The sequence below is a fragment of the Pseudomonas sp. N-1-13 genome (assembly GCF_057787095.1).
The window spans coordinates 2,145,857-2,165,485 of sequence record NZ_JBYNRI010000001.1 but is presented as its reverse complement, the minus strand read 5'-3'; the positions used below and the strand labels follow the sequence as shown (position 1 = coordinate 2,165,485).

15 protein-coding genes and 1 pseudogene are annotated in these 19,629 nt (G+C 60.3%); 8 read left to right on the top strand and 8 right to left on the bottom strand.

Translation table 11 applies throughout. From position 1 onward, the window contains the following. Positions 1 to 48: 48 nt before the first annotated feature. The 3 genes from AC3I65_RS09895 to AC3I65_RS09885 form a co-directional block, all read right to left on the bottom strand. Entirely contained in the window at positions 49 to 2,085 is a 2,037-nt protein-coding gene (locus AC3I65_RS09895) for a TonB-dependent siderophore receptor (RefSeq protein WP_256676893.1), read from the bottom strand. 584 nt (positions 2,086 to 2,669) lie between these two features. After that, positions 2,670 to 3,521: an AraC family transcriptional regulator gene (locus AC3I65_RS09890; RefSeq protein WP_028941359.1), complete on the bottom strand. Its 852-nt coding sequence runs from the start codon at positions 3,519 to 3,521 to the stop codon at positions 2,670 to 2,672. Between the two features lie 217 nt (positions 3,522 to 3,738). Beyond that, positions 3,739 to 4,362, bottom strand: a complete 624-nt coding sequence (locus AC3I65_RS09885) for a hypothetical protein (protein ID WP_305468147.1) — start codon at positions 4,360 to 4,362, stop codon at positions 3,739 to 3,741. Between the two features lie 152 nt (positions 4,363 to 4,514). Between AC3I65_RS09885 and AC3I65_RS09880 the strand changes: the two genes are divergently transcribed. Continuing rightward, complete coding sequence (locus tag AC3I65_RS09880) at positions 4,515 to 5,204, top strand: phytanoyl-CoA dioxygenase family protein (protein WP_305468145.1); 690 nt, start codon at positions 4,515 to 4,517, stop codon at positions 5,202 to 5,204. On the opposite strand, the gene AC3I65_RS09875 is transcribed toward AC3I65_RS09880, so the two are convergent. Then, positions 5,187 to 5,762, bottom strand: coding sequence for a TetR/AcrR family transcriptional regulator (locus AC3I65_RS09875; protein WP_107322767.1), 576 nt, complete (start codon positions 5,760 to 5,762; stop codon positions 5,187 to 5,189). The two genes, AC3I65_RS09880 and AC3I65_RS09875, sit on opposite strands and share 18 nt — an antisense overlap. A 263-nt stretch (positions 5,763 to 6,025) precedes the next feature. Between AC3I65_RS09875 and AC3I65_RS09870 the strand changes: the two genes are divergently transcribed. Beyond that, positions 6,026 to 6,814 (top strand): SDR family NAD(P)-dependent oxidoreductase, encoded by a 789-nt coding sequence (locus tag AC3I65_RS09870; protein ID WP_488523673.1) that lies wholly within the window; start codon positions 6,026 to 6,028, stop codon positions 6,812 to 6,814. Positions 6,815 to 6,873: 59 nt separating this feature from the next. Then, on the top strand, positions 6,874 to 7,872 hold the full coding sequence (locus tag AC3I65_RS09865) for an NADP-dependent oxidoreductase (RefSeq protein WP_139050617.1): 999 nt from the start codon (positions 6,874 to 6,876) through the stop codon (positions 7,870 to 7,872). A 261-nt stretch (positions 7,873 to 8,133) separates the two neighbouring features. Here AC3I65_RS09865 and AC3I65_RS09860 read toward each other — a convergent pair whose 3' ends face one another. After that, complete coding sequence (locus AC3I65_RS09860) at positions 8,134 to 9,987, bottom strand: ABC transporter ATP-binding protein (protein WP_107322768.1); 1,854 nt, start codon at positions 9,985 to 9,987, stop codon at positions 8,134 to 8,136. Between the two features lie 146 nt (positions 9,988 to 10,133). Between AC3I65_RS09860 and AC3I65_RS09855 the strand changes: the two are divergent. Then, positions 10,134 to 10,477: pseudogene (locus AC3I65_RS09855) on the top strand (phytanoyl-CoA dioxygenase family protein); the annotation flags it as partial. On the opposite strand, the gene AC3I65_RS09850 reads toward AC3I65_RS09855, so the two are convergent. Further along, positions 10,476 to 11,225: a substrate-binding periplasmic protein gene (locus AC3I65_RS09850; RefSeq protein ID WP_076385378.1), complete on the bottom strand. Its 750-nt coding sequence runs from the start codon at positions 11,223 to 11,225 to the stop codon at positions 10,476 to 10,478. The pseudogene AC3I65_RS09855 and the gene AC3I65_RS09850 overlap by 2 nt on opposite strands. 255 nt (positions 11,226 to 11,480) lie before the next feature. Here AC3I65_RS09850 and AC3I65_RS09845 point away from each other — a divergent pair, with 255 nt between their 5' ends. The 4 genes from AC3I65_RS09845 (at position 11,481) to AC3I65_RS09830 (ending at position 18,357) form a co-directional block, all read left to right on the top strand. Then, positions 11,481 to 12,458, top strand: a complete 978-nt coding sequence (locus AC3I65_RS09845) for an MBL fold metallo-hydrolase (protein ID WP_419418072.1) — start codon at positions 11,481 to 11,483, stop codon at positions 12,456 to 12,458. Between the two features lie 1,401 nt (positions 12,459 to 13,859). Next, a complete protein-coding gene (locus AC3I65_RS09840; protein ID WP_083714446.1) occupies positions 13,860 to 14,771 on the top strand; it encodes a LysR family transcriptional regulator in 912 nt (303 codons plus the stop codon). A gap of 168 nt (positions 14,772 to 14,939) precedes the next feature. Further along, the gene (locus tag AC3I65_RS09835) at positions 14,940 to 15,893 is read left to right on the top strand and encodes an alpha/beta fold hydrolase (RefSeq protein WP_076385384.1); all 954 of its coding nucleotides are present in this window, start codon (positions 14,940 to 14,942) and stop codon (positions 15,891 to 15,893) included. 289 nt (positions 15,894 to 16,182) lie between these two features. Further along, positions 16,183 to 18,357 (top strand): ATP-binding protein, encoded by a 2,175-nt coding sequence (locus AC3I65_RS09830; protein ID WP_281459355.1) that lies wholly within the window; start codon positions 16,183 to 16,185, stop codon positions 18,355 to 18,357. A gap of 21 nt (positions 18,358 to 18,378) precedes the next feature. Here the strand turns inward: AC3I65_RS09830 and AC3I65_RS09825 are convergent, their stop codons facing one another. After that, a complete protein-coding gene (locus AC3I65_RS09825; protein WP_076385388.1) occupies positions 18,379 to 18,867 on the bottom strand; it encodes an Lrp/AsnC family transcriptional regulator in 489 nt (162 codons plus the stop codon). A 44-nt stretch (positions 18,868 to 18,911) separates the two neighbouring features. Beyond that, a complete protein-coding gene (locus AC3I65_RS09820) occupies positions 18,912 to 19,568 on the bottom strand; it encodes an HAD family hydrolase (protein WP_160892883.1) in 657 nt (218 codons plus the stop codon). Positions 19,569 to 19,629: the final 61 nt, after the last annotated feature.

Genomic DNA, 19,629 nt, shown 5'->3' with positions numbered 1-19,629 from the left:
GGCGGTAGGGGCGCGAGTCGCCGGCAGCGATCCGCGTACTGCGGGCAATCAGTAGCGGTAGTCCAGCGTGGCCATCAGGTTGCGCGGGGCGCCATAGGTCACGGTGTCGAAGTCACCCTTCTGCAAGGCGTACTTCTTGTCGAATAGGTTGTTGACGTTGAGGCCCAGGTCGATGTTCTCGCTCAGGGCGTAACGCCCCATCACCGAGGTCAGGGCATAGGCGCTCTGTTCGCCGCCCAGCGTGCTGGTGCCAACGCCCGGCGCCTGGTAAAAGCGGCTCTGCCACTTCACGCCTGTGCCCAGGGTCAGCTTGTTCCACGCGCCAGGCAGCCGGTAGGTGGTGAAGAACTGGGCCGTGGTGCGCGGTAGCTGGGAGTTCAGGCGCTCGCCGTCGCCATCCTCGGCGGTGAAGTGGGCGATACCGGCGTAGATGTTCCAGCCAGTGGCCAGCTCGCCCTGCAGGTCGAACTCGATGCCGCGAGACTTGGTGCCGTCGGCGCCGGTATAGGCGTTGGCTCCGCCTGGGGTGAACGCGCCGGGGACCAGTTGCGCGGCGTTGTCCAGCTTGGTCTCGAACACCGCCACGGCAGCATTCAGGCGCCCGTCCAGATAGGCGGCCTTGAGGCCGACTTCCTTGGTCTTGCCCTTGGACGGCGTGAGCACGTTGCCGGTCGTGTCGCGGAAGTCGGTTTGCGGGTTGAAGATGCCCGTGTAGCTGACGTAAGCCGAGTAGGTACTGTCGATGTCGTAGACCAGTCCGACGTACGGGGTGAATTCGTTGTTTTTCTTGTAGTGCAGCGTGCTGCCGTTGGCGTCGTCGTCGACCTCGTAATAGTTCAGGCGCCCGCCGACGATGAGCTTCAGCGGATCGGCCAGGGAGAAGCGGGCCGCACTATAGATGCCGCTCTGCTTGACCTCGGTGCGGGTCGGGATATGCGGTATGGCATCAAAGTTGGGCCGTGGCGTGCCTGGGCTCAGGCTATGGATGTTGATCGGCGTAAAGCCTGCGAAGAACGGCGCTACATCGTCCTGACTGGCCTTGCGGCGTGAACTTGTCGCGCCGACCACCAGGTCGTGCTGGCGACCGAGCATTTCGAAGGGGCCGCTGGCCATCACGTCAAAGGTGTTCTGGCGACTGCGCCCCTCGGACGCCACTGCGAACGGGAAGGCGCCCAGCCCCGTGACGGGGTCAGGCCGGCCACCCAGGGAGACCAGTTCGGATTCGCTTTCGGTGCGGTACTGGTTGAACACGCCCTTGAGCGTCCAGCCGTTGTCGAAGCGGTGCTCGACTTCGGCAAAGGCGGTCTTGAGGGTGTTGTCGAAATGGCTCCAGTCCTGCCCATAGCTCTTGGAGCGGGAATAATCGATCTGCGAACCGTCGCTGTACCACAGCGGCAAGCCGCCCCAGGTGGCGCCCTTCGGCGTAATGTCCTGGTAGTCATAGCCCAGGCTCACCGTGGTATCGGCGGTCAGGTCGGCCTCGACGATGCCGTAGAACGCCTTGCGCTCGGGCTTGTAGCCGTCCAGGTAGGAGTTGCCGTCCTGATAGGTGCCTACCAGGCGCGCGCGGATGCGGCCGTCCTCGGTCAGCGGTGTGGAGACGTCGCCCATGCCGCGGTGGGTATCCCAGCTCCCGGCGCCGAGGGAGGCGGATGCGGCGAATTCAGGTGTCGGCCGTTTGCGCACCAGGTTGATGGAGGCTGAAGGGTTTCCGGTGCCGGTCAGCAGGGCCGAGCCGCCACGCACCACCTCGACACGGTCATAGAAGGCGGTGTCCAGGGCGCTGATGCCGCTGCCGTTGACGGCGTTGCCGATCACGGTGGGGATGCCGTCGTACTGCACGTTGTTAATCAGCAACCCCCGCGAATAGAAGCTGGTGCGCTCGCTGTCGGCCTGGCGCGCGGTGACACCGTTGGTGTTCTCCAGCACGCTCTGCACCGTGTTGAGTTGCTGGTCGTCCATGCGCTGGCGCGTGATCACGGTCACCGCCTGGGGCGTTTCCTTCAGCGTCATCGGCAGGCGCGTCGCCGCTGCCGTCTCGCCGGTGGTGTAGGAGCCGGTTCCCTCGGTGGTCGCGTTGTCCATTTGGCCTGTCACGCGGATTGCCGGCAGGGCCACTTCCTTCTGGGCTGAGTCTGCTGCCTTATTTTGCGGCTGCGCCGTCTCGGCGGCAAATGCGCCCGGCGCACTGAGCACAAGCGCTGCCGCAATCGCCGAGCCCAGCGCGCTGCAGGGCGCGTTTTTGAGGTGCCCGGCGAGCGGCGGGCAGACGACTGAATCGGCGCACAGAGCAAGAGACGAGCGAAACTTCCCTGTAATGGATGAAGTTTTCATTTAAGCAATACTCATTTGCATTTAGATGGCGCATTTAACAACAAAGGCAATGCGCCATGATGGTGAAATCAGGCCAGATTGTTATTCGATTCGGCCAATAATGATCACACCCTCCCGCTGGCCGTTTTGAGTAATAGTCATGGTTGATTACGGAATATGGTCGACTTGCCAGGCAGACTGACGAGGGGCAAACGGCCGGCGTGACATGCGGCGATGTCGCCGTTATGCGCGGTCGTCTTCATGGGCGAGCGACGTTGCAGGGTGTGTGGGGGGTGCTGAAGTCCGCGGCTTTTTAATAAAGCAGCGCAGGCTTGCGTCAGGACAGGCGGATTGGATCAGAGGGCGATCGGATCGGGGAGCATGATTCCGGGCGCAGCTGCCGTCACCGCGCTGCCGGTGCGATCCGAAAGGTAGCGAGCCGGCGGCTTGCCCACCGCCTTGCGAAACATCGTGACGAAGCCGCTGGCGTTTTCGTAGCCCAGTTCCAGCGCCACCGTTTGCACGCTGTCACCCTTGGTCAGCCTTTGCAGCGCCAGGATCACGTGCAGCTGCCGACGCCAGCGCCCGAAGCTCATGCCAATTTCCTGCAGCAGCAGGCGGCTCATGCTGCGCTCGCTCATACCTATGCGCGTCGCCCAGGCGGTCTTCGACGTCTTGTCAGCCGGCGTCGCCAGGATCATTTCCGCGAGGCGACGCAAGCGTGGGTCACGCGGCATGGGCAGGTGCAGGTCCTCCACCGGCGCCGCCACCAGCTCGTCGAGCAACACCGCCAGCAACCGTTCCTCCCGTCCGCCTGGGGCGTACAGCTCGGGAACGGCGGTCGCCTTGAGCAGCAACTCGCGCAGCAGCGGCGATACCGAAATTGTGCAGCAGGTGGTCGGCAGATCCGGCGCGGCATCCTGCTCGACGAACAGGCAGTAGCACTCCACTTCACCGGAACCCCAGGCCGAGTGGGGCAAGTCGCCGGGGATCCACAAGGCGCACTGCGGCGGCACGATCCAGACGCCTTCTTCGATTTCGCAGTTGAGGATGCCGCGAACCGAGTAGATCAACTGCGCCTTGCGGTGCTGATGCGTGGCATTTTCCCAGTCCTTGGCGACCAATGTGGCACTCAGAGCCACAACCGGCCGCGAGACGCTGTCGACGTCCATGGTGGAGGTCAGATCGGTAACGGCGATGCTCGACATGAGGTGTAGAGACTCGGATAGAAAAGGAGGCCTTGGCCTAGCTGGAAAGTATCACGAGCCGCTAGTGTAATGACATCCGGCCTTCCCTCCACGTCAGCAGATGTGGATTTCGTGCACATGCGCGATTTCCAGTCCGGTTTTGAGTACCTGTCGCACTCGAAAACGTTTTTACACAGCCTCGGCCGAAAACAGACGAAAGCCCACCCCATCCCCCGATCTACTCCACAACCCCATTAAAAACAACAGTCCCATCCCCCTCCTTCTTAACCGTCAACCTATTCCCCTCCACCACAACCTCAACCAACTCAGAACACCCAGCCACCTCCCGCTTCCCATCAACACGCTCGACCTTGGCATCAAAACTAAAAACATAAGTAGACGCCGGGCAAGCATTCCCACCCTCCCCCGTGGAAACAACCACCACATACCGGCTCGGCCCAAACGTATAAGCCTTTTCAATCGCCACATACCCGGTGTACTCAGCCTCCTCGACAATTGCCTCCATGACATTCACCACCCCAGCGCGCGTTTGATAATTCAGCGCGGTCCCCGTCCCTTGGGTCTGGGTCGTAAAAGGCCCGGCACGCTCGGCACTGACGGGCAAGGTTTCATAGGCAACGCCGGGGGGCGCTGGGGGCGCGATTTGAGTCGTGGCGGTGGGTTTTGCAACGAGGCTTTGCTGGGGTTCAGGAAGATCGCATAGGCCGTTTTTGCAAATGAAATCCCCTTGGCAATCGATATCTTCCGAGCACTGGTTGGTTTCTTCGAAGGTGCTCTGGTTGGCTTTGGCGTAGCCGACGACGGCCAGTGCAAGGAGGGTGCAGACGAACAGACGCTTCATCGGTGAAGTCCTTTTCTTGGATGGTGATCAGATGATAACTGCAAACCTTCCGGGTTTGTCTCTGGTCACTTTCGATTTTGCAGTGTCGGGTGGTCCAACTTTGCTTTGAATACTAGCCTTGTAAACGTGCGCACAAGGAAGTCGAGAAAACCATGACTGACCGCGATCAACTCCATCGAGATGGTTACGCTCTGCTCCGCCAAGCGATCCCAACCGAATGGCTGGAAGACCTGCGTGCCGCGTTCGATGCTGGTGTGAGGCCGTCGGACCAATGGCCCGTGCCGCGTGGCATGGACTGGCGTCATTCGCTGTTGGACGATGATGCGAAGGTTCAGGCTGTGTGTCGTCTGCCCCAGGTGCTGGCGGTCGCGGGGGAGTTGATCGAGGAGCGGTTCTTTCTGTCGCAGGTGGAGGGGCGCGAGCCTCTTGCCGGTGGCGGCCATCAACCGCTGCACCGCGACTTGTCGGCCCAACGGCCAGGCGACATTGCCATGGCCCTGGCTTTTTTTGACGACTATGGCCCTGAGAACGGTGCGACACGCATCGTCCCCGGCAGCCATCGCCCCGAGCCAAGCGAGCAGCCATTCGACTTCACCAACGAATCACGCTCCGTACAGCTTTCAGGTTGCGCCGGTGACATCCTGGTGTTCGATGTGGACTTGGTGCATGCGGGCAGCCTGAACTCGGTGGGCTCGCACCGTCGTTCGATTTTGATCAGTTATTTTTCGGAGCAGTTGTACGCTTCACACTTGGAAACCGTGGGCCTGCGTAATGTTCGTATGGCCACGAGTGAGCGGTTCGAGCCTTTGGATTTTGTCTTCGGTCTACGCTCGCCTAGGTAAAGATGCAATCATTTGCGCATGACACACCGCCAGAATTTCATCGGCCAGCGCCGAGTCGTCAGGACAGGCGCGCGATAGCATGATCGCGCCGACCGCGTGCGCCAGCAGGTCGATCATTTTCCCCCTCGCCTCACCCGGCGCCGCATCCGGCCCGGTCGGGTATTTTTCGCCGAGAGTTTGCAACATGCGCTCGATGCCTTCAGCGAATGCCGCCTTCAAATCGTCCGACTGACGTGCCGCGTCACCGCACAACGCTGCCATGGTGCAACCCGTGGCGCGCCCGTCGCGATGGTCCCGTGACACATACACATCAATGAAGTCCTTCACGCTCAATGCGTCGACGCCGATCAGTGACTGCTCAAGACTCTTCGCCGAGGCTTCGGCCATCAGGTCAGCCTTCGAACCGAAATGTTTGTAGAAACCGCCATGGGTGAAGCCGGCGGCGGCCATCAGGTCGGCCACGCCAACCCCGTCAAAACCGCGCTCGCGAAATACGACTGAGGCTGTTTCGACGATGTGTTCCCGATTTGCCTGGGCCTGGGCTTTGGTCACGCGCATGTTTCGATACCTCGTTACCGCTGGAAATTCATCGACTGATCATACATTGATGTTGATCATAATCAAAACCGTTGACAGTTTAGATTTCGATCATCATCATAATTTCCAACGATCTGACCAGTTACCAACGGACACGGAACAACCTCCCATGAGCGACCTGAATCTGTTTACCGCCTATACCTTGGCCCAGGCACTGGCTGATCGAGCCTGACTTTTTCTCATGCATCAATCCCAATCCATGTTTCTCACAAAGAGCTGACATCATGACTACTCGCCCTACCGTTCTCATCACTGGCGCGTCCACCGGCATTGGCGCGGTTTACGCTGAGCGTTTCGCCCAACGCGGACATGATCTGGTGTTGGTCGCCCGCGATCACTCGCGCCTGGAAACGCTGGCCGCGAAGTTGCGTGGCGAGCACAACGTCGCCGTTGAAGTGCTGCAGGCCGACCTGACTCAACTCACTGACCTGCACAGCGTCGAAGCGCGCCTGCGGGATGATGCGCGCATCGGCATCCTCGTCAACAATGCCGGCGCCGCACAGTCCGGCACCTTCATCGAGCAAAGCACCGACAGCGTTGCACAACTGGTAGCCCTCAACACCACCGCACTGGTGCGGCTCACCAGCGCCATCGCGCCGCGCTTGGCCAAAGCAGGTGAAGGCGCGATCATCAACATCGGCTCGGTGGTGGGTCTGGCGCCTGAGTTCGGCATGACGGTCTACGGTGCGACCAAGGCGTTCGTGCTGTTCCTGTCCCAAGGCTTGAGCCTGGAACTGTCGCCTCAGGGTGTCTATGTGCAAGCCGTACTGCCCGCAGCCACCCGCACGGAGATTTGGGATCGCGCCGGTATCGACATCAACACTTTGAGCGAAATCATGGAAGTGGGTGATCTGGTCGATGCCGCACTGGTGGGCTTCGACCGTCGCGAACCGGTGACCATTCCTCCGCTGCATGAAGGCGAGCGCTGGGATGCCCTGCAAACCGCGCGTCAGGGTCTTTTGTCGCAGATCAGGCAGTCCGCTGTGGCGCAGCGCTATTTGACTCAAGACTGACCCATGCCGACAGGTCGGCCTCGCCCCACTCTCATTCCCCCGACAAGAGCAGCTGCAACATGAAGGCATTTTTTATCGACCGCTACGGCAAGCAGAACGGAATGATTGGCGAAGTGCCCGACCCTGTGGTCGGTGTGCATGACGTTCTGGTTCAGGTGCATGCAACCAGCGTGAACCCGTTGGACTCGAAGATCAGAACGGGGGAATTCAAACTGATCCTGCCCTATACATTTCCATTGGTATTGGGCAATGACCTGGCCGGAGTGGTTGTTAGCACGGGTTCGGCGGTGAAGCGATTCAAGCCAGGCGACGAAGTCTATGCACGTCCTCCAGAGGCACGGATCGGGACGTTTGCTGAACTGCTCGCCGTGAACGAAAACGCGCTCGCGCTGAAACCCTCCAATCTCGACATGGCCGAAGCGGCTGCCATCCCCTTGGCGGGTTTGACGGCCTGGCAGGCGCTGGTTGAGACCGCCCAGCTGAAAAAAGGCCAGAAGGTGTTGATTCATGCTGGATCAGGCGGAGTCGGCACGTTTGCTATCCAGCTCGCCAAACACCTTGGCGCCTTCGTTGCGACCACCACCAGTACGGCGAATGTTCAATGGGTGAAAGCACTCGGGGCGGATGTGGTCATCGATTACAAACAGCAGGATTTTGCAAAGGAGTTGCGCGATTTCGACGTGGTGTTGAACAGCCTCGGCGCCGATGTACTGGAGAAATCGATCAAGGTGCTCAAGCCTGGTGGACAGCTCATTTCCCTTTCAGGGCCGCCGACCGTGCAATTTGCCCAAGAGCAAGGCCTGTCCTGGGGGCTGGGGCAAGTCATGCGCCTGCTGAGCAGCGGTATTCGCAGAAAAGCCCGCAGACATGGGGTGAGCTATGCGTTTTTGTTCATGCGAGCCAACGGGATACAACTGCAGAAAATCACCTCGCTTATCGAGGCTGGGGTCATCAAACCGGTCATCGATCGCTCCTTCCCTTTTGCATCGACCGCAGAGGCGTTGCGCTACGTCGAGCAGGGCAGATCAAAAGGCAAAGTCACCATAACAATCAAATAAGCGCGCGACAAAAGATGTCAGTAGATGATGTGCATACCGCCAAGTACCCGACTGCGGCGCCTGAACCAGAGGAGCCGCCAGCGCACGACAAGCCCATAGACGAGCAGTTGCCACCGGAACCCGCACGGGTAGAAAAGCCGATCATCTTTTGGCGTGGTTTGATGCTTGAGCAGTAACCGGGAAACGGTTCAAAAAGCAGGCGGTCGGCCAGGTCGGAGTTGCTCTGGGATACCAGACCTGGCTGCATTTACACCCCCATGCCTACTCCACCGCCTCAGCCACGCCCTGATCCTCCCCCAGAAATCCGCCACTCTGGTGATGCCACAACCGCGCATAGGTGCCGTTTTTCCCGAGCAATTCGGTGTGGGTGCCTTGTTCGATGATGCGTCCATCATCCATGACGATCAGCCTGTCCATCGCCGCAATCGTGGACAATCGATGGGCGATGGCGATCACGGTCTTGCCCTGCATCATTTCATCGAGGCTTTCCTGGATGGCGACTTCGACCTCTGAATCCAGGGCGCTGGTGGCCTCGTCAAGCAGCAGGATCGGGGCATTTTTGAGCATTACCCGGGCAATGGCGACGCGTTGACGCTGGCCGCCCGAAAGCTTGATACCCCGCTCGCCCACCAGGGTGTCGTAGCCGCTGTGGCCCTGCTTGTCGCTCAGTTGGCTGATGAACCCATCGGCTTGGGCACTGGCCGCGGCGCTGCGGATTTGCTCGTCGGTGGCATCGGGGCGTCCATAGGCGATGTTGTCGCGAATGGAGCGGTGCAGCAGCGAAGTGTCCTGAGTCACCATGCCGATGGCGCTGCGCAGACTGTCCTGGGTGACGTGCGCGATGTTCTGCCCGTCGATGCGAATCTCACCCTTGTCCACGTCGTAAAAGCGCAGCAGCAGGTTGATCAGCGTGGATTTACCGGCACCGGAGCGGCCCACCAGCCCGATCTTTTCGCCCGGGCGAATGCTCAGGCTCAGGCCATCGAGCACCTGGCGTTCGCCGTTGTAATTGAAGCTCACATTGTCGAAAGTCACCGCGCCGCCCGTGGTGACCAGCTCCCTGGCGTCCGGGGCATCCTGCACCTTGGGGCCGCAGGCCAGGGTCGCCATGCCATCCTGCACGGTGCCGATGCTCTCGAACAGCGAGGTCATTTGCCACATGATCCAGTGCGACATGCCATTGATGCGCAACGCCATGGCAATAATCGCCGCCACCGCACCCGCGCCCACTTGACCTTGGTGCCATAGCCATAGGGCATAACCGCCTGCCCCCATGATCAACCCGACCACCAATGCCTGATTGACGATCTCGAACTGGCTGACCAGGCGCATCTGGCGAAAGCCGGTCTGCTTGAAATCCTCCATGGCAGCGCGCGCGAAGTGGGCTTCACGTTTGGAATGGGAGAACAGCTTTACCGTGGTGATGTTGGTGTAGGCGTCTGAGATACGCCCGGTCATTGATGACCGCGCATGGGCCTGCTCCTGCCCTACTTTCTCAAGGCGGGGCACGAAGTAGCGCATGGCAAGACCGAACAACGCCACCCAGACAATGAACGGCAGCATCAGCTTCAAGTCAAAGCCGCCGGCCAGCGCGATGATCGCGATGAAGTACACCCCGATCCCCGGAGCGATCTCGATAATGGTGAATAACACCTCGCGCACCGACAGCGCCGTCTGCATCACCTTGGTGGTGACCCGGCCGGAGAACTCATCGGAGAAGAACGAAAGGCTTTGCCGCAGCATCAGCCGGTGAAAATCCCAGCGCAACCGCAACGGCAGGTTGATCGCCAATATCTGGTGCTGCACCATCGTGCGCATCGCTACCAGCCCAATGCTAGTCACCAGCACCACGCCGATGCCCCACAGCACGCGACTTTCCTGCCTGGCCGCATCGCCGCCTGCCTGCCAGATCGATAGCATGTCCACGACCTGCCCGAGAAAAGAAAACAGCCAGGCTTCGTAAATCGACACAGCGGCACTGAGCAGCGCGAGCGCGAGAATGTAACCGCGAGCGCCCCGCGTGCAGGCCCACAGGAACCGCGCCAGACCTTCAGGTGGCGGAGGTGCCTCGTCGGGCGGAAAAGGATCGAGCCGTTGTTCAAATGCGTGAAGCATGGTGATCTCCAAAACCATCTGGTAAAGAGATTCTGGCATTTAAAGGTTGCTTTGAGGGGTTTGGGTGGAGGAAAGGTTGTTCGCCCGGCACAAGGAGGGTGCACGGGAGCAGACGTTTCATGCCTCACAAGGAAACCGAGAACGCCATGATCGACCGCAAACAACTGCATCAGGACGGCTATGCCCTGTCCGCCAAGCGATCCCGGCCGAGTGGCTGGATGGCCTGCGTGCCGTGTTCGATGCCGGGGTGAAACCGTCGGACCAGTGGCCAGTGCCGCGTGGCTTGGACTGGCGTTACTCGATGCTGGACGACGATGCGAAGGTTCAGGCGGTATGTCGCCTACCACTGGTGCTGGCAGTGGTGGGGGAGCTGATCGGGGAGCGGTTCTTTCTCTCGCAGGTGGAGGGCCGCGAGCCTCTGATCGGTGGTCACCAACAACTGCACCACAACTTGTCGGCCCAACGGCCAGGCGACATCGCCATCGCCCTTATTGCCCGACGGGCCGCTCATACCGCCGCTGAATCCGCTCCACCTCGCCAGAGCGCCGCAACTGCTCCAAAGCCTTGCTCCACGCGGCCACCACCTCATCGTCAGAGTCAAGGCTGAAGGCGATGTACAGCGATGACCGATAGAGTTCGATGGGGATTTTGCGCAGTGTGCCCGGTGCGATATTCAACTGGCGGCTGTAGTAAGCCACCCCGGCGTCGGTATCACCTACGATGATCTTGGTGCGCCCGGCGAGCAGCATGCGGTAGAGCAGCTTGCTCTCGGTTGCACTTTTGTCCAGGTTGTTGAAGCCCAGCGACTGCAGCATCTGCGGCACCAGGCCGGCATGTCGCGTGGTGATCTGCGGGGCGTGCAGCAGTTGTTCCAGGGAGTTCACCGGCGGCGTACTGGCCAACTGATAGGCATGAATGGACTCTTCCACGATCGGCCCGACCCACTTGTACAACGGCTCGCGCTCCGCCGTGCGAAACAGCGAGAACATGATGGTCTTGCTTCGGGTCCTCAGTACCTGGGTGGCGCGCATGCTGGGCTGCAGCAGCACCTCGAAGTCATCCCCGGTCAGTGCCATGATGGCTCGCACGATTTCAGTGGTCATGCCGGTGAGCTGGTTGTTCTCCTGATAGTTGTACGGGGCCCATTCTTCGGTGACCACCTGATACGGCTCGGCCCTGGCAACGCCAGTACCGAGCAGCAGACAGAGCAGCGCTGCGACAGGTGTCGATTGTTTCACGGGTTCTCCTGATGGGCAGCCTGGTGTTTATGGGGGACCTGATAAGCATAGCCTTAAACACGCACCAAACAGTTGGTGCGCCCCCTTCAGCGGAGATAAATCCCCTCGCCACGGGCTCACCCAAGCGCGTCACTGCGCCCAGCCATTAGCCACAACGATGCGTCGTATAACCGAGGCAGGCGTTCCCCCCGCACCGCCGTCGACTTATCTTTGCTCCAGCGATCAATGAGGTTCGCGCTGCCCAGGATTCCTGCCATGCACACCCAATCCATTCTCCATCGCACAACATTGCTAGCTGCCCTTTTTCTCACGGCAGCGATCTACCCCCTGACTTCCACCGCAACGCCAATAGAAGCCTCGCGATCACACAAACCCCAGCTGCCGGGCGTCTATCGATTCCAAGTGGGTGAGGTACAGGTCAGCGCACTGAGCGACGGTACGCTACCGCTTAATCTTCACCCGCTGCTGCGGGGCATCAGCACCGGGCAAATAGACGCGCTGTTGCAGAAAGGCTTCGTCCGTAACCCGGTGGAAACCTCGATCAACGCCTACGTGATCGACACCGGTTCTCATCTGGTACTGGTGGATACAGGCGCCGGCGAACTGTTCGGCAATGTAGCCGGCAAACTGCCCCAGAGCCTGGCCGCCGCTGGCTATCGGCCAGAGCAGATCAGCGACATTCTGATCACCCACATTCACACCGATCATTCCGGCGGGCTGACGCGGGATGGGCAGATGCTATTCCCCAACGCGACCATTCACGTGGGTCAGGCCGATGTGGATTTCTTCCTGGATCCGGCCAACCTGAGCAGCGGACTCCAACCCAAGCACCTGGAAGAAGCGCGCAAGACGATTGGCCCCTACCTTGAGGCGGGCAAGGTCAAGACGTTCACCGCAAAGACCACCCTCCTCCCCGGCATCACCGCCATCCCGACACCGGGCCACACGCCGGGCCATAGCTTCTACAGGGTCGAGAGTCAGGGTCAAAGCCTCGATTTCTGGGGGGATATCCTGCACGTCGGCCTGATCCAGTTCGCCCGGCCCGAGGTGACCATCAGTTTTGACGTCAATCAGGACAACGCACGAGCCCAGCGGCTGCGTCAGTTCGAAACCTCAGCCGATGAAATGCGCCTGTCTGCGGTCGCGCATTTGCCCTTCCCCGGTATCGGCCATATTCGACGCGAAGCCGGAAAGTATGAGTGGGTGCCGGCCCAGTATCGCAATCGCGACTGAAACGCTTGATCTTGTGGGAGCGAGCTTGCTCGCGATGGCGGCGGCACATTCAACATCTTTGCTGACTGATACACCGCTTTCGCGAGCAGGCTCGCTCCCACAGGGGATCTGCGGTGAATGAAGATTCTGCGGCTGGCGCCGATCAAGGGTGGGAGCGAGCTTGCTCGCGATGGCGGCGGCACATTCAACATCTTTGCTGACTGATACACCGATTTCGCGAGCAAGCTCGCTCCCACAGGGGATCTGCGGTGAATGAAGATTCTGCGGCTGGCGGTGATCAAGGGTGGGAGCGAGCCTGCTCGCGATGGCGGCGGCACATTCCCCATCGGCGCTGACTGACACTCCGCTTTCGCGAGCAAGCTCGCTCCCACAGGGGATTTGCAGTGAATGAAGATTCTGCGGCTGGCGGCGATCAAGGGTGGGAGCGAGCTTGCTCGCGATGGCGGCGGCACATTCCCCATCGGCGCTGACTGACACTCCGCTTTCGCGAGCAAGCCCGCTCCCACAGGGGATTTGCGGTGAATGAGGATTCTGCGGCTGGCGGTGATCAAGGGTGGGAGCGAGCCTGCTCGCGATGGCGGCGGCACATTCCCCATCGGCGCTGACTGACACTCCGCTTTCGCGAGCAAGCTCGCTCCCACAGGGGATTTGCGACGAATGAAGATTCTGCGGCTGGCGGTGATCAAGGGTGGGAGCGAGCCTGCTCGCGATGGCGGCGGCACATTCCCCATCGGCGCTGACGGACACACCGCTTTCGCGAGCAAGCCCGCTCCCACAGGGGATTTGCGGTGAATGAAGATTCTGCGGCTGGCGGTGATCAAGGGTGGGAGCGAGCCTGCTCGCGATGGCGGAGGCACATTCAACATCTTTGCTGACTGATACACCGATTTCGCGAGCAAGCTCGCTCCCACAGGGGATCTGCGGTGAATGAAGATTCTGCGGCTGGCGGTGATCAAGGGTGGGAGCGAGCCTGCTCGCGATGGCGGCGGCACATTCCCCATCGGCGCTGACTGACACTCCGCTTTCGCGAGCAAGCTCGCTCCCACAGGGGATTTGCGACGAATGAAGATTCTGCGGCTGGCGGCGATCAAGGGTGGGAGCGAGCCTGCTCGCGATGGCGGCGGCACATTCAACATCTTTGCTGACTGACACTCCGCTTTCGCGAGCAGGCTCGCTCCCACAGGGGATTTGCGGTGAATGAAGATTCTGCGGCTGGCGGTGATCAAGGGTGGGAGCGAGCTTGCTCGCGAAGGCGGCGGCACATTCAACATCTTTGCTGACTGATACACCGCTTTCGCGAGCAGGCTCGCTCCCACCTGCGCAACGCTATACAAACCGGCACCTTGTTTGATTTCATGCCCGCACAGCAGCCTGTCTGATGGCGCTGATCGGGAGATGAAGATGAACTACACAGATTTCGACGGAGCGTTGCTGCTGGCACTCAAGGCGCTGCTGCAAGAGCGCAATGTCACACGTGCCGCTGCCCAGTTGGGCATCAGCCAACCGGCTCTGTCGGCACGGCTGGCGCGTCTGCGGGATATCCTGGCGGATCCGTTGTTCGTCCCGGCGGCGAACGGTCGTGGCGTGGTCCCCACACCCCGGGCGCAGGCACTGGAGCAAGAGTTGCTGCAAGTGCTCGAAGGGCTCAAACGCCTGGTCAGTCAACCGGAACGCTTCGATCCGGCCACCACGACCCGCACCTTCGTCATCGCCTTGTTCGAAACGCCGGCGGCCGTTCTGGCGCCGGATCTCTGCGCCCGTCTGAAGCATGAGGCAAAGCATGCAAAGCTGGCGTTCATCCATCCCCCACGCGACGTGTTCGAGCGTCTTGAGCAAGGCCAGATCGATCTTCTGATCACCGTGCCAGGCGCTCTTCGCGACGACCTCATGCAGCGACCTCTTTGGGAGGATGGCTTCCTGACCGCCCAGCGCAAGGGCCATCCTCGCGGCACGGGACCACTTGATCTCGAGACGTTTTGCGCCCTTGATCATGTGCTCGTGTCCTCGGAAGGCGGGCGTTTTGCCGGGGTGGTCGACGAGGCACTGGTGGAGATCAACCAGGTTCGCAACGTCGCCTTCTCCATTCAGAATTATGCACTGGCGCCGCTGCTCGTTGCGTCCACCGATACCCTGTGCACACTGCCCTCGCGCTTCCTCTGCCAGTACCGCGACCGGTTGGACCTGTTCGAACCACCCCTCGAGCTGACGGCGCTGCGCCTGGTGCTGGCCTGGCACCCGCGCAATAACAAGGATGCCGGCCATCAATGGCTGCGCCGCCAGGTCTATCTCAGCGCGGAACTGGAGCCCGCTTGAGTGCTCCAGCGTAGGGGGTCCATCCAAGCGCGCCGCAACCATCGGTTATGCGTATAGCAGCTATCGATAGCGCAGCGGTTCTCGGTAGCAGCCTCTCTCTCTAATCTGCCCACCAACGCGATCGACGGCGGTCGCGACAGGTCAAACCGACCCCTATGGAGAGAGACGATGAACACACTCAACCGCACCATGGCCATCGCGACGCTGGCACTGGCAACCCTCAGCGCAGAAGCTGCCTCCCCCGCCCAGACCGCTGCGAGCATGTCCGCCGTCGGCAGCATGATCCAGTCCGCCAGCTATATCACCACCCGGGATGGCGTGCAGCTGTACTACAAGGATTGGGGTCCACGGGATGGCCAGGTAGTCACCTTCAGTCACGGCTGGCCGCTGAACGCCGACAGCTGGGAAGCGCAGATGATGTTCCTCGCCTCGAAGGGTTATCGCGTCGTTGCCCACGACCGTCGCGGTCATGGCCGCTCCAGCCAGCCGTGGGAAGGCAACGATATGGATCACTACGCCGACGATCTGGCGGCGGTGATTGAAGCGTTGGACTTGAAGGATGTCACCCTGGTGGGGTTCTCGACGGGGGGCGGCGAAGTGGCTCGCTACATCGGTCGCCATGGTACAAGCCGGGTGAAGAAGGCCGTGCTGGTTTCCGCCGTCCCACCGCTGATGCTCAAGACCCAAACCAACCCCGGCGGTCTGCCCATCGAGGTGTTCGACGGGCTGCGCAAGGCGTCCCTGGAGAACCGCTCACAGCTTTACCTGGACATCGCCTCCGGTCCTTTCTTCGGTTTCAACCGCGAGGGTGCCAAGCCATCCCAAGGGCTGATCCAGTCGTTCTGGGTGCAGGGCATGCAGGCGGGCAGCAAGAACACCTATGAGTCGATCGCGGCGTTCTCGGCGACCGATTTTCGCGACGACCTGAAGAAGTTCGATGTGCCGACGCTGGTCGTTCATGGAGACGATGATCAGATTGTTCCCATTGATGCTTCCGGTCGGGCCTCGGCGGCGCTGATCAAGGGTGCACGTCTGATCGTCTACCCCGGCGCGCCGCATGGCCTGACCGATACGCACAAGGACCGGCTGAACCAGGATCTGCTGACGTTTCTTCAGGAATAAAACAGGACATCCACCGCATGACCTGTGTGGGAGCGAGCCTGCTCGCGATAGCGTCGGAACATTCACGACCCCGGCCAGGCGACCTAGCGCCATCGCGAGCAAGCTCGCTCCCACCTTTGTCCAGGGGCGCCCAGATTCTGCGCCCACTTTGCAGAGCCCTTCTCAGGAAGGGCTTTTGCGTTCTACGCCTCTCACGTCAAACGGCTTGTGGTCGGCACGCTTATCAATTCATGTGAACCTAGCCGTCCTGCAACCCTCGGATATTCAAGACGTACCAAGGGTGATCCACATGACAATCGAAGACACTTTATTACGTCAACGCAAGGTACTTGCCGAGTTCGGCGAGCTAGCCCTGGTTTCAGACGATTTTGAACACATCCTCGACGAGGCGTGTCGTCTGGTCGGCGAAGCACTGGAAACCCATTTGGCGAAGTTCATGTCGCTGGAAGACGACGGTGTCACTTTCCTGGTGCGCAACGGTGTGGGCTGGTTGCCGGGGGTCGTTGGCGAAGTCCGGGTTCAGGCACTGGAAGGCACCCCGGAACGGTATTCCCTGGACTCCGGCGGCGCCGTCATTTCCACGGACATTGCGACAGAAACACGCTTTCACTATCACGACTTCCAAACGCGCAACGGCGTCCAGGCGTTCGTCAATGTGCTGGTATACGGCGCCACCGAGACGCGGCCCTTCGGCATCTTCGAAGTCGACAGCCGCAGCCCCCGGCAGTTTAGCGAGAGCGACATCGACTTTCTGCGCGTCTACAGCAACCTGCTGGGTGCGGCGTTGAAACGCGCCAAAACCATGCAGGCCATGCGCCTGACTGAAGAAAAATTGCGGGAAAGCGAAAGACACTATCGAATCGCCGCGCAGCTTAATCCACTCTGGCCCTGGACGGCCGACAGCCATGGCGCGGTGACATCGCTGGATCAACGCTGGTATGAATACACCGCACGGTCGCCGGAACAGACACTGGGGCGCCAGTGGTTGAACGCAACGCACCCCGATGACCGCATATCATTTGCCCGGTTGTGGAATCAGTCGCTGGCGAGTTTGCAACCCTTCGACGCACAGATCCAGTTGCGAAAATCCACGGGGGAATATCGATGGTTCAGAATCCGCGCGTTTTGTAGCCTGGATCCCGAGGGACGATGCGAGCGCTGGTATGGCACCGTCGAAGACATCAACGAGCGGGTGCAGCTAGAGGCGGCGCTCAGGGACTGGAACGACCTGCTCGAAGACCGGATTGCAACCCGTACCCAGCAGCTTGAAGCCGAACAACAGGAGCGTGCGCTGGCCGAGTCGAAACTGCGGCAAAGTCAGAAGATGGAAGCGGTAGGCCAACTGACGGGGGGTATTGCCCACGACTTCAACAACCTGCTGGCTGGCATCAGTGGCAGCCTTGAGCTGATGCAACGGCACATCGACCGTCAACGCTACGACGAACTGTCTCGCTACAACTCCGTCGCCCTGACCTCAGCGACACGCGCAGCCGCACTGACCCAGCGCCTGCTGGCATTTTCCAGGCAGCAATCGCTAGAACCGGAAGTTCTCGAACCGCGCAAAGTGGTGGCCGGCCTGGAAGAAATGATCCGACGCTCCGTGGGCCCGAGCATTCATGTCGAATGCGCTTTCAGGGGGCATGATCCGATCAAATGCGACCCCAATGGACTGGAGAACGCCCTGCTCAATCTGGCCATCAACGCCCGGGATGCGATGCCCGGTGGCGGAACCTTGAAACTTGACGTGCAACGCTGCGTTATCGACGCGACATCTTCCAGCGAAAAAATGATGCCGCCGGGCCCATATGTGGCGATCTCGGTCACCGACTCGGGCACGGGGATCAGCGCCGACATCCTGTCTCGGGTATTCGATCCGTTCTTCACCACCAAGCGCATTGGCGAAGGATCCGGCCTGGGCCTGTCGATGATCTACGGGTTTGCCCAGCAATCCGGAGGGCAGGTGAAGATTCAGAGCAGCGTCGGCGTGGGCACGACCGTGACAATGTATTTTCCGGTTGTCAGCCAGTCCCCCATCAGGGTGAAAAGCGCGCATCTGGATGACACCGCACCCTTGCAGCCCGGCGCCAACGAAACCATTCTGGTGGTGGATGACGAAGCGGCGATTCGCCAGTTGGTCTCGGAATTCCTGACTGAAACCGGCTATCACGTCATCGATGCGCTGGACAGCGTCTCTGCCCTCAAGCAGGCCGATAAGACCGAGCATATCGATTTATTGCTGACAGATATCGGCCTGCCGGGAACCATGAATGGCATCAGCCTGGCGAATGAAATGAAGGCCAGATATCCCTCGCTGAAAGTGTTGTTCATCACCGGATTTGCCGAGGGGAAAAATCTGGTTTCGGTCGACACCACGACCCACGTACTGGCCAAACCTTTCAGCTTGACTGACCTGGGCCGACGGGTGAGTGCGTTGATTCACGCCAGTGAGGACAGCGCTGGATGACGGGGCCCCTTTTCCTTTGAATCAGTGCCGCAACAGTTTGCGCAACGGAATCTCGTCCTTGCGCACAGGCGACTTGATGACGATGTAGCTGAAGTATTTGGAGATGCCGATGTTCTTGTCCAGCAGGCTTTCCATCACATCCTGGTAATCCTGGATGCTGCGGGTCATGAAGCGCACCAGGTAATCGTAGCCACCGCTGATCAGGTGACACTCGAGCACTTCATCCACCAAGCGGATGTTGGATTCGAATTTGGCGAAGTCCTCGCGCTTATGGTCGCTCAAGGTGATTTCGGTGAAGACCGTCACCGAGTCGGTAATCTTGGCCAGGTTCAAATGGGCCTTGTAGCTGGAGATGTACCCCAACGACTCCAGCCGTTTGACCCGTTGCAGGCATGGGCTGGCGGACAAGCCAACGGCATCGGCCAGGCTGACGTTGGTCATGCGACCGTCTTTTTGAAGCTCTACCAGAATGCTGATGTCGATCCGGTCCAGTTTCGCTACACCTTCCATCACCTACCTCTGTCTGCCATTTGTAAGACAATCTTCTAACAAAATCAGCACCGTAAAGACAGCTGATGCTGAGCCACCAGATCGGCCATGCTGTTGATGCAATACTGGCCCGCGCACGGCTTGGGCGGGTTGTCGGGGTTGCGACAGATCAGGCAAACCGCCCCAACCTTGGCGGGACGGGCGCCAGGTCGGGTCACTTGAAGAATAGCCTGCGCATCGAGGTCGTTGGCCTTGAGCCAAACGGTATCGTGCAAAGGGTCACTGGCCAGTGAAATAAAATCCTCCGGCTCGATGCCCAGGCGCTCGCACAACGCGCCCCGGTCTTCTGCATCGCGGTCGCCCAACACGAGCAGGCGATAGAACTTGCGCAGATAGAGCATCGCCCCCGGCGCATCCTCGAACAACGTCCAGGCGGCGGCCGAGCGGGCGAAGCTCATGCCCTCCTCCCAACTGACCTTGAGTTTCCAGCGCTCAGCCAACTGACGGTGGGCGAAACACAGCAAACCGCTGAAGCCCAACTCGCCGAAGCGCGGATACAGCGCTTGCAGCACCTCATCGAACTCGGCCAGCACCTGGGTTTTTTCCGGCGATTCGCCGTGGTTTTCCAACAGCGGCTGCAGCGCCGTCCAGATGGCGGAGTCCCGATCCACCAGGACCTCATCGCAGTCGATCAACAATGCCCGATACTCAGTCAACCTCATGGGTAAAGCCTCCGCTGATGTCCCATCGATCCACGCTCCTTTGATTTGCATTGGCGCTTGC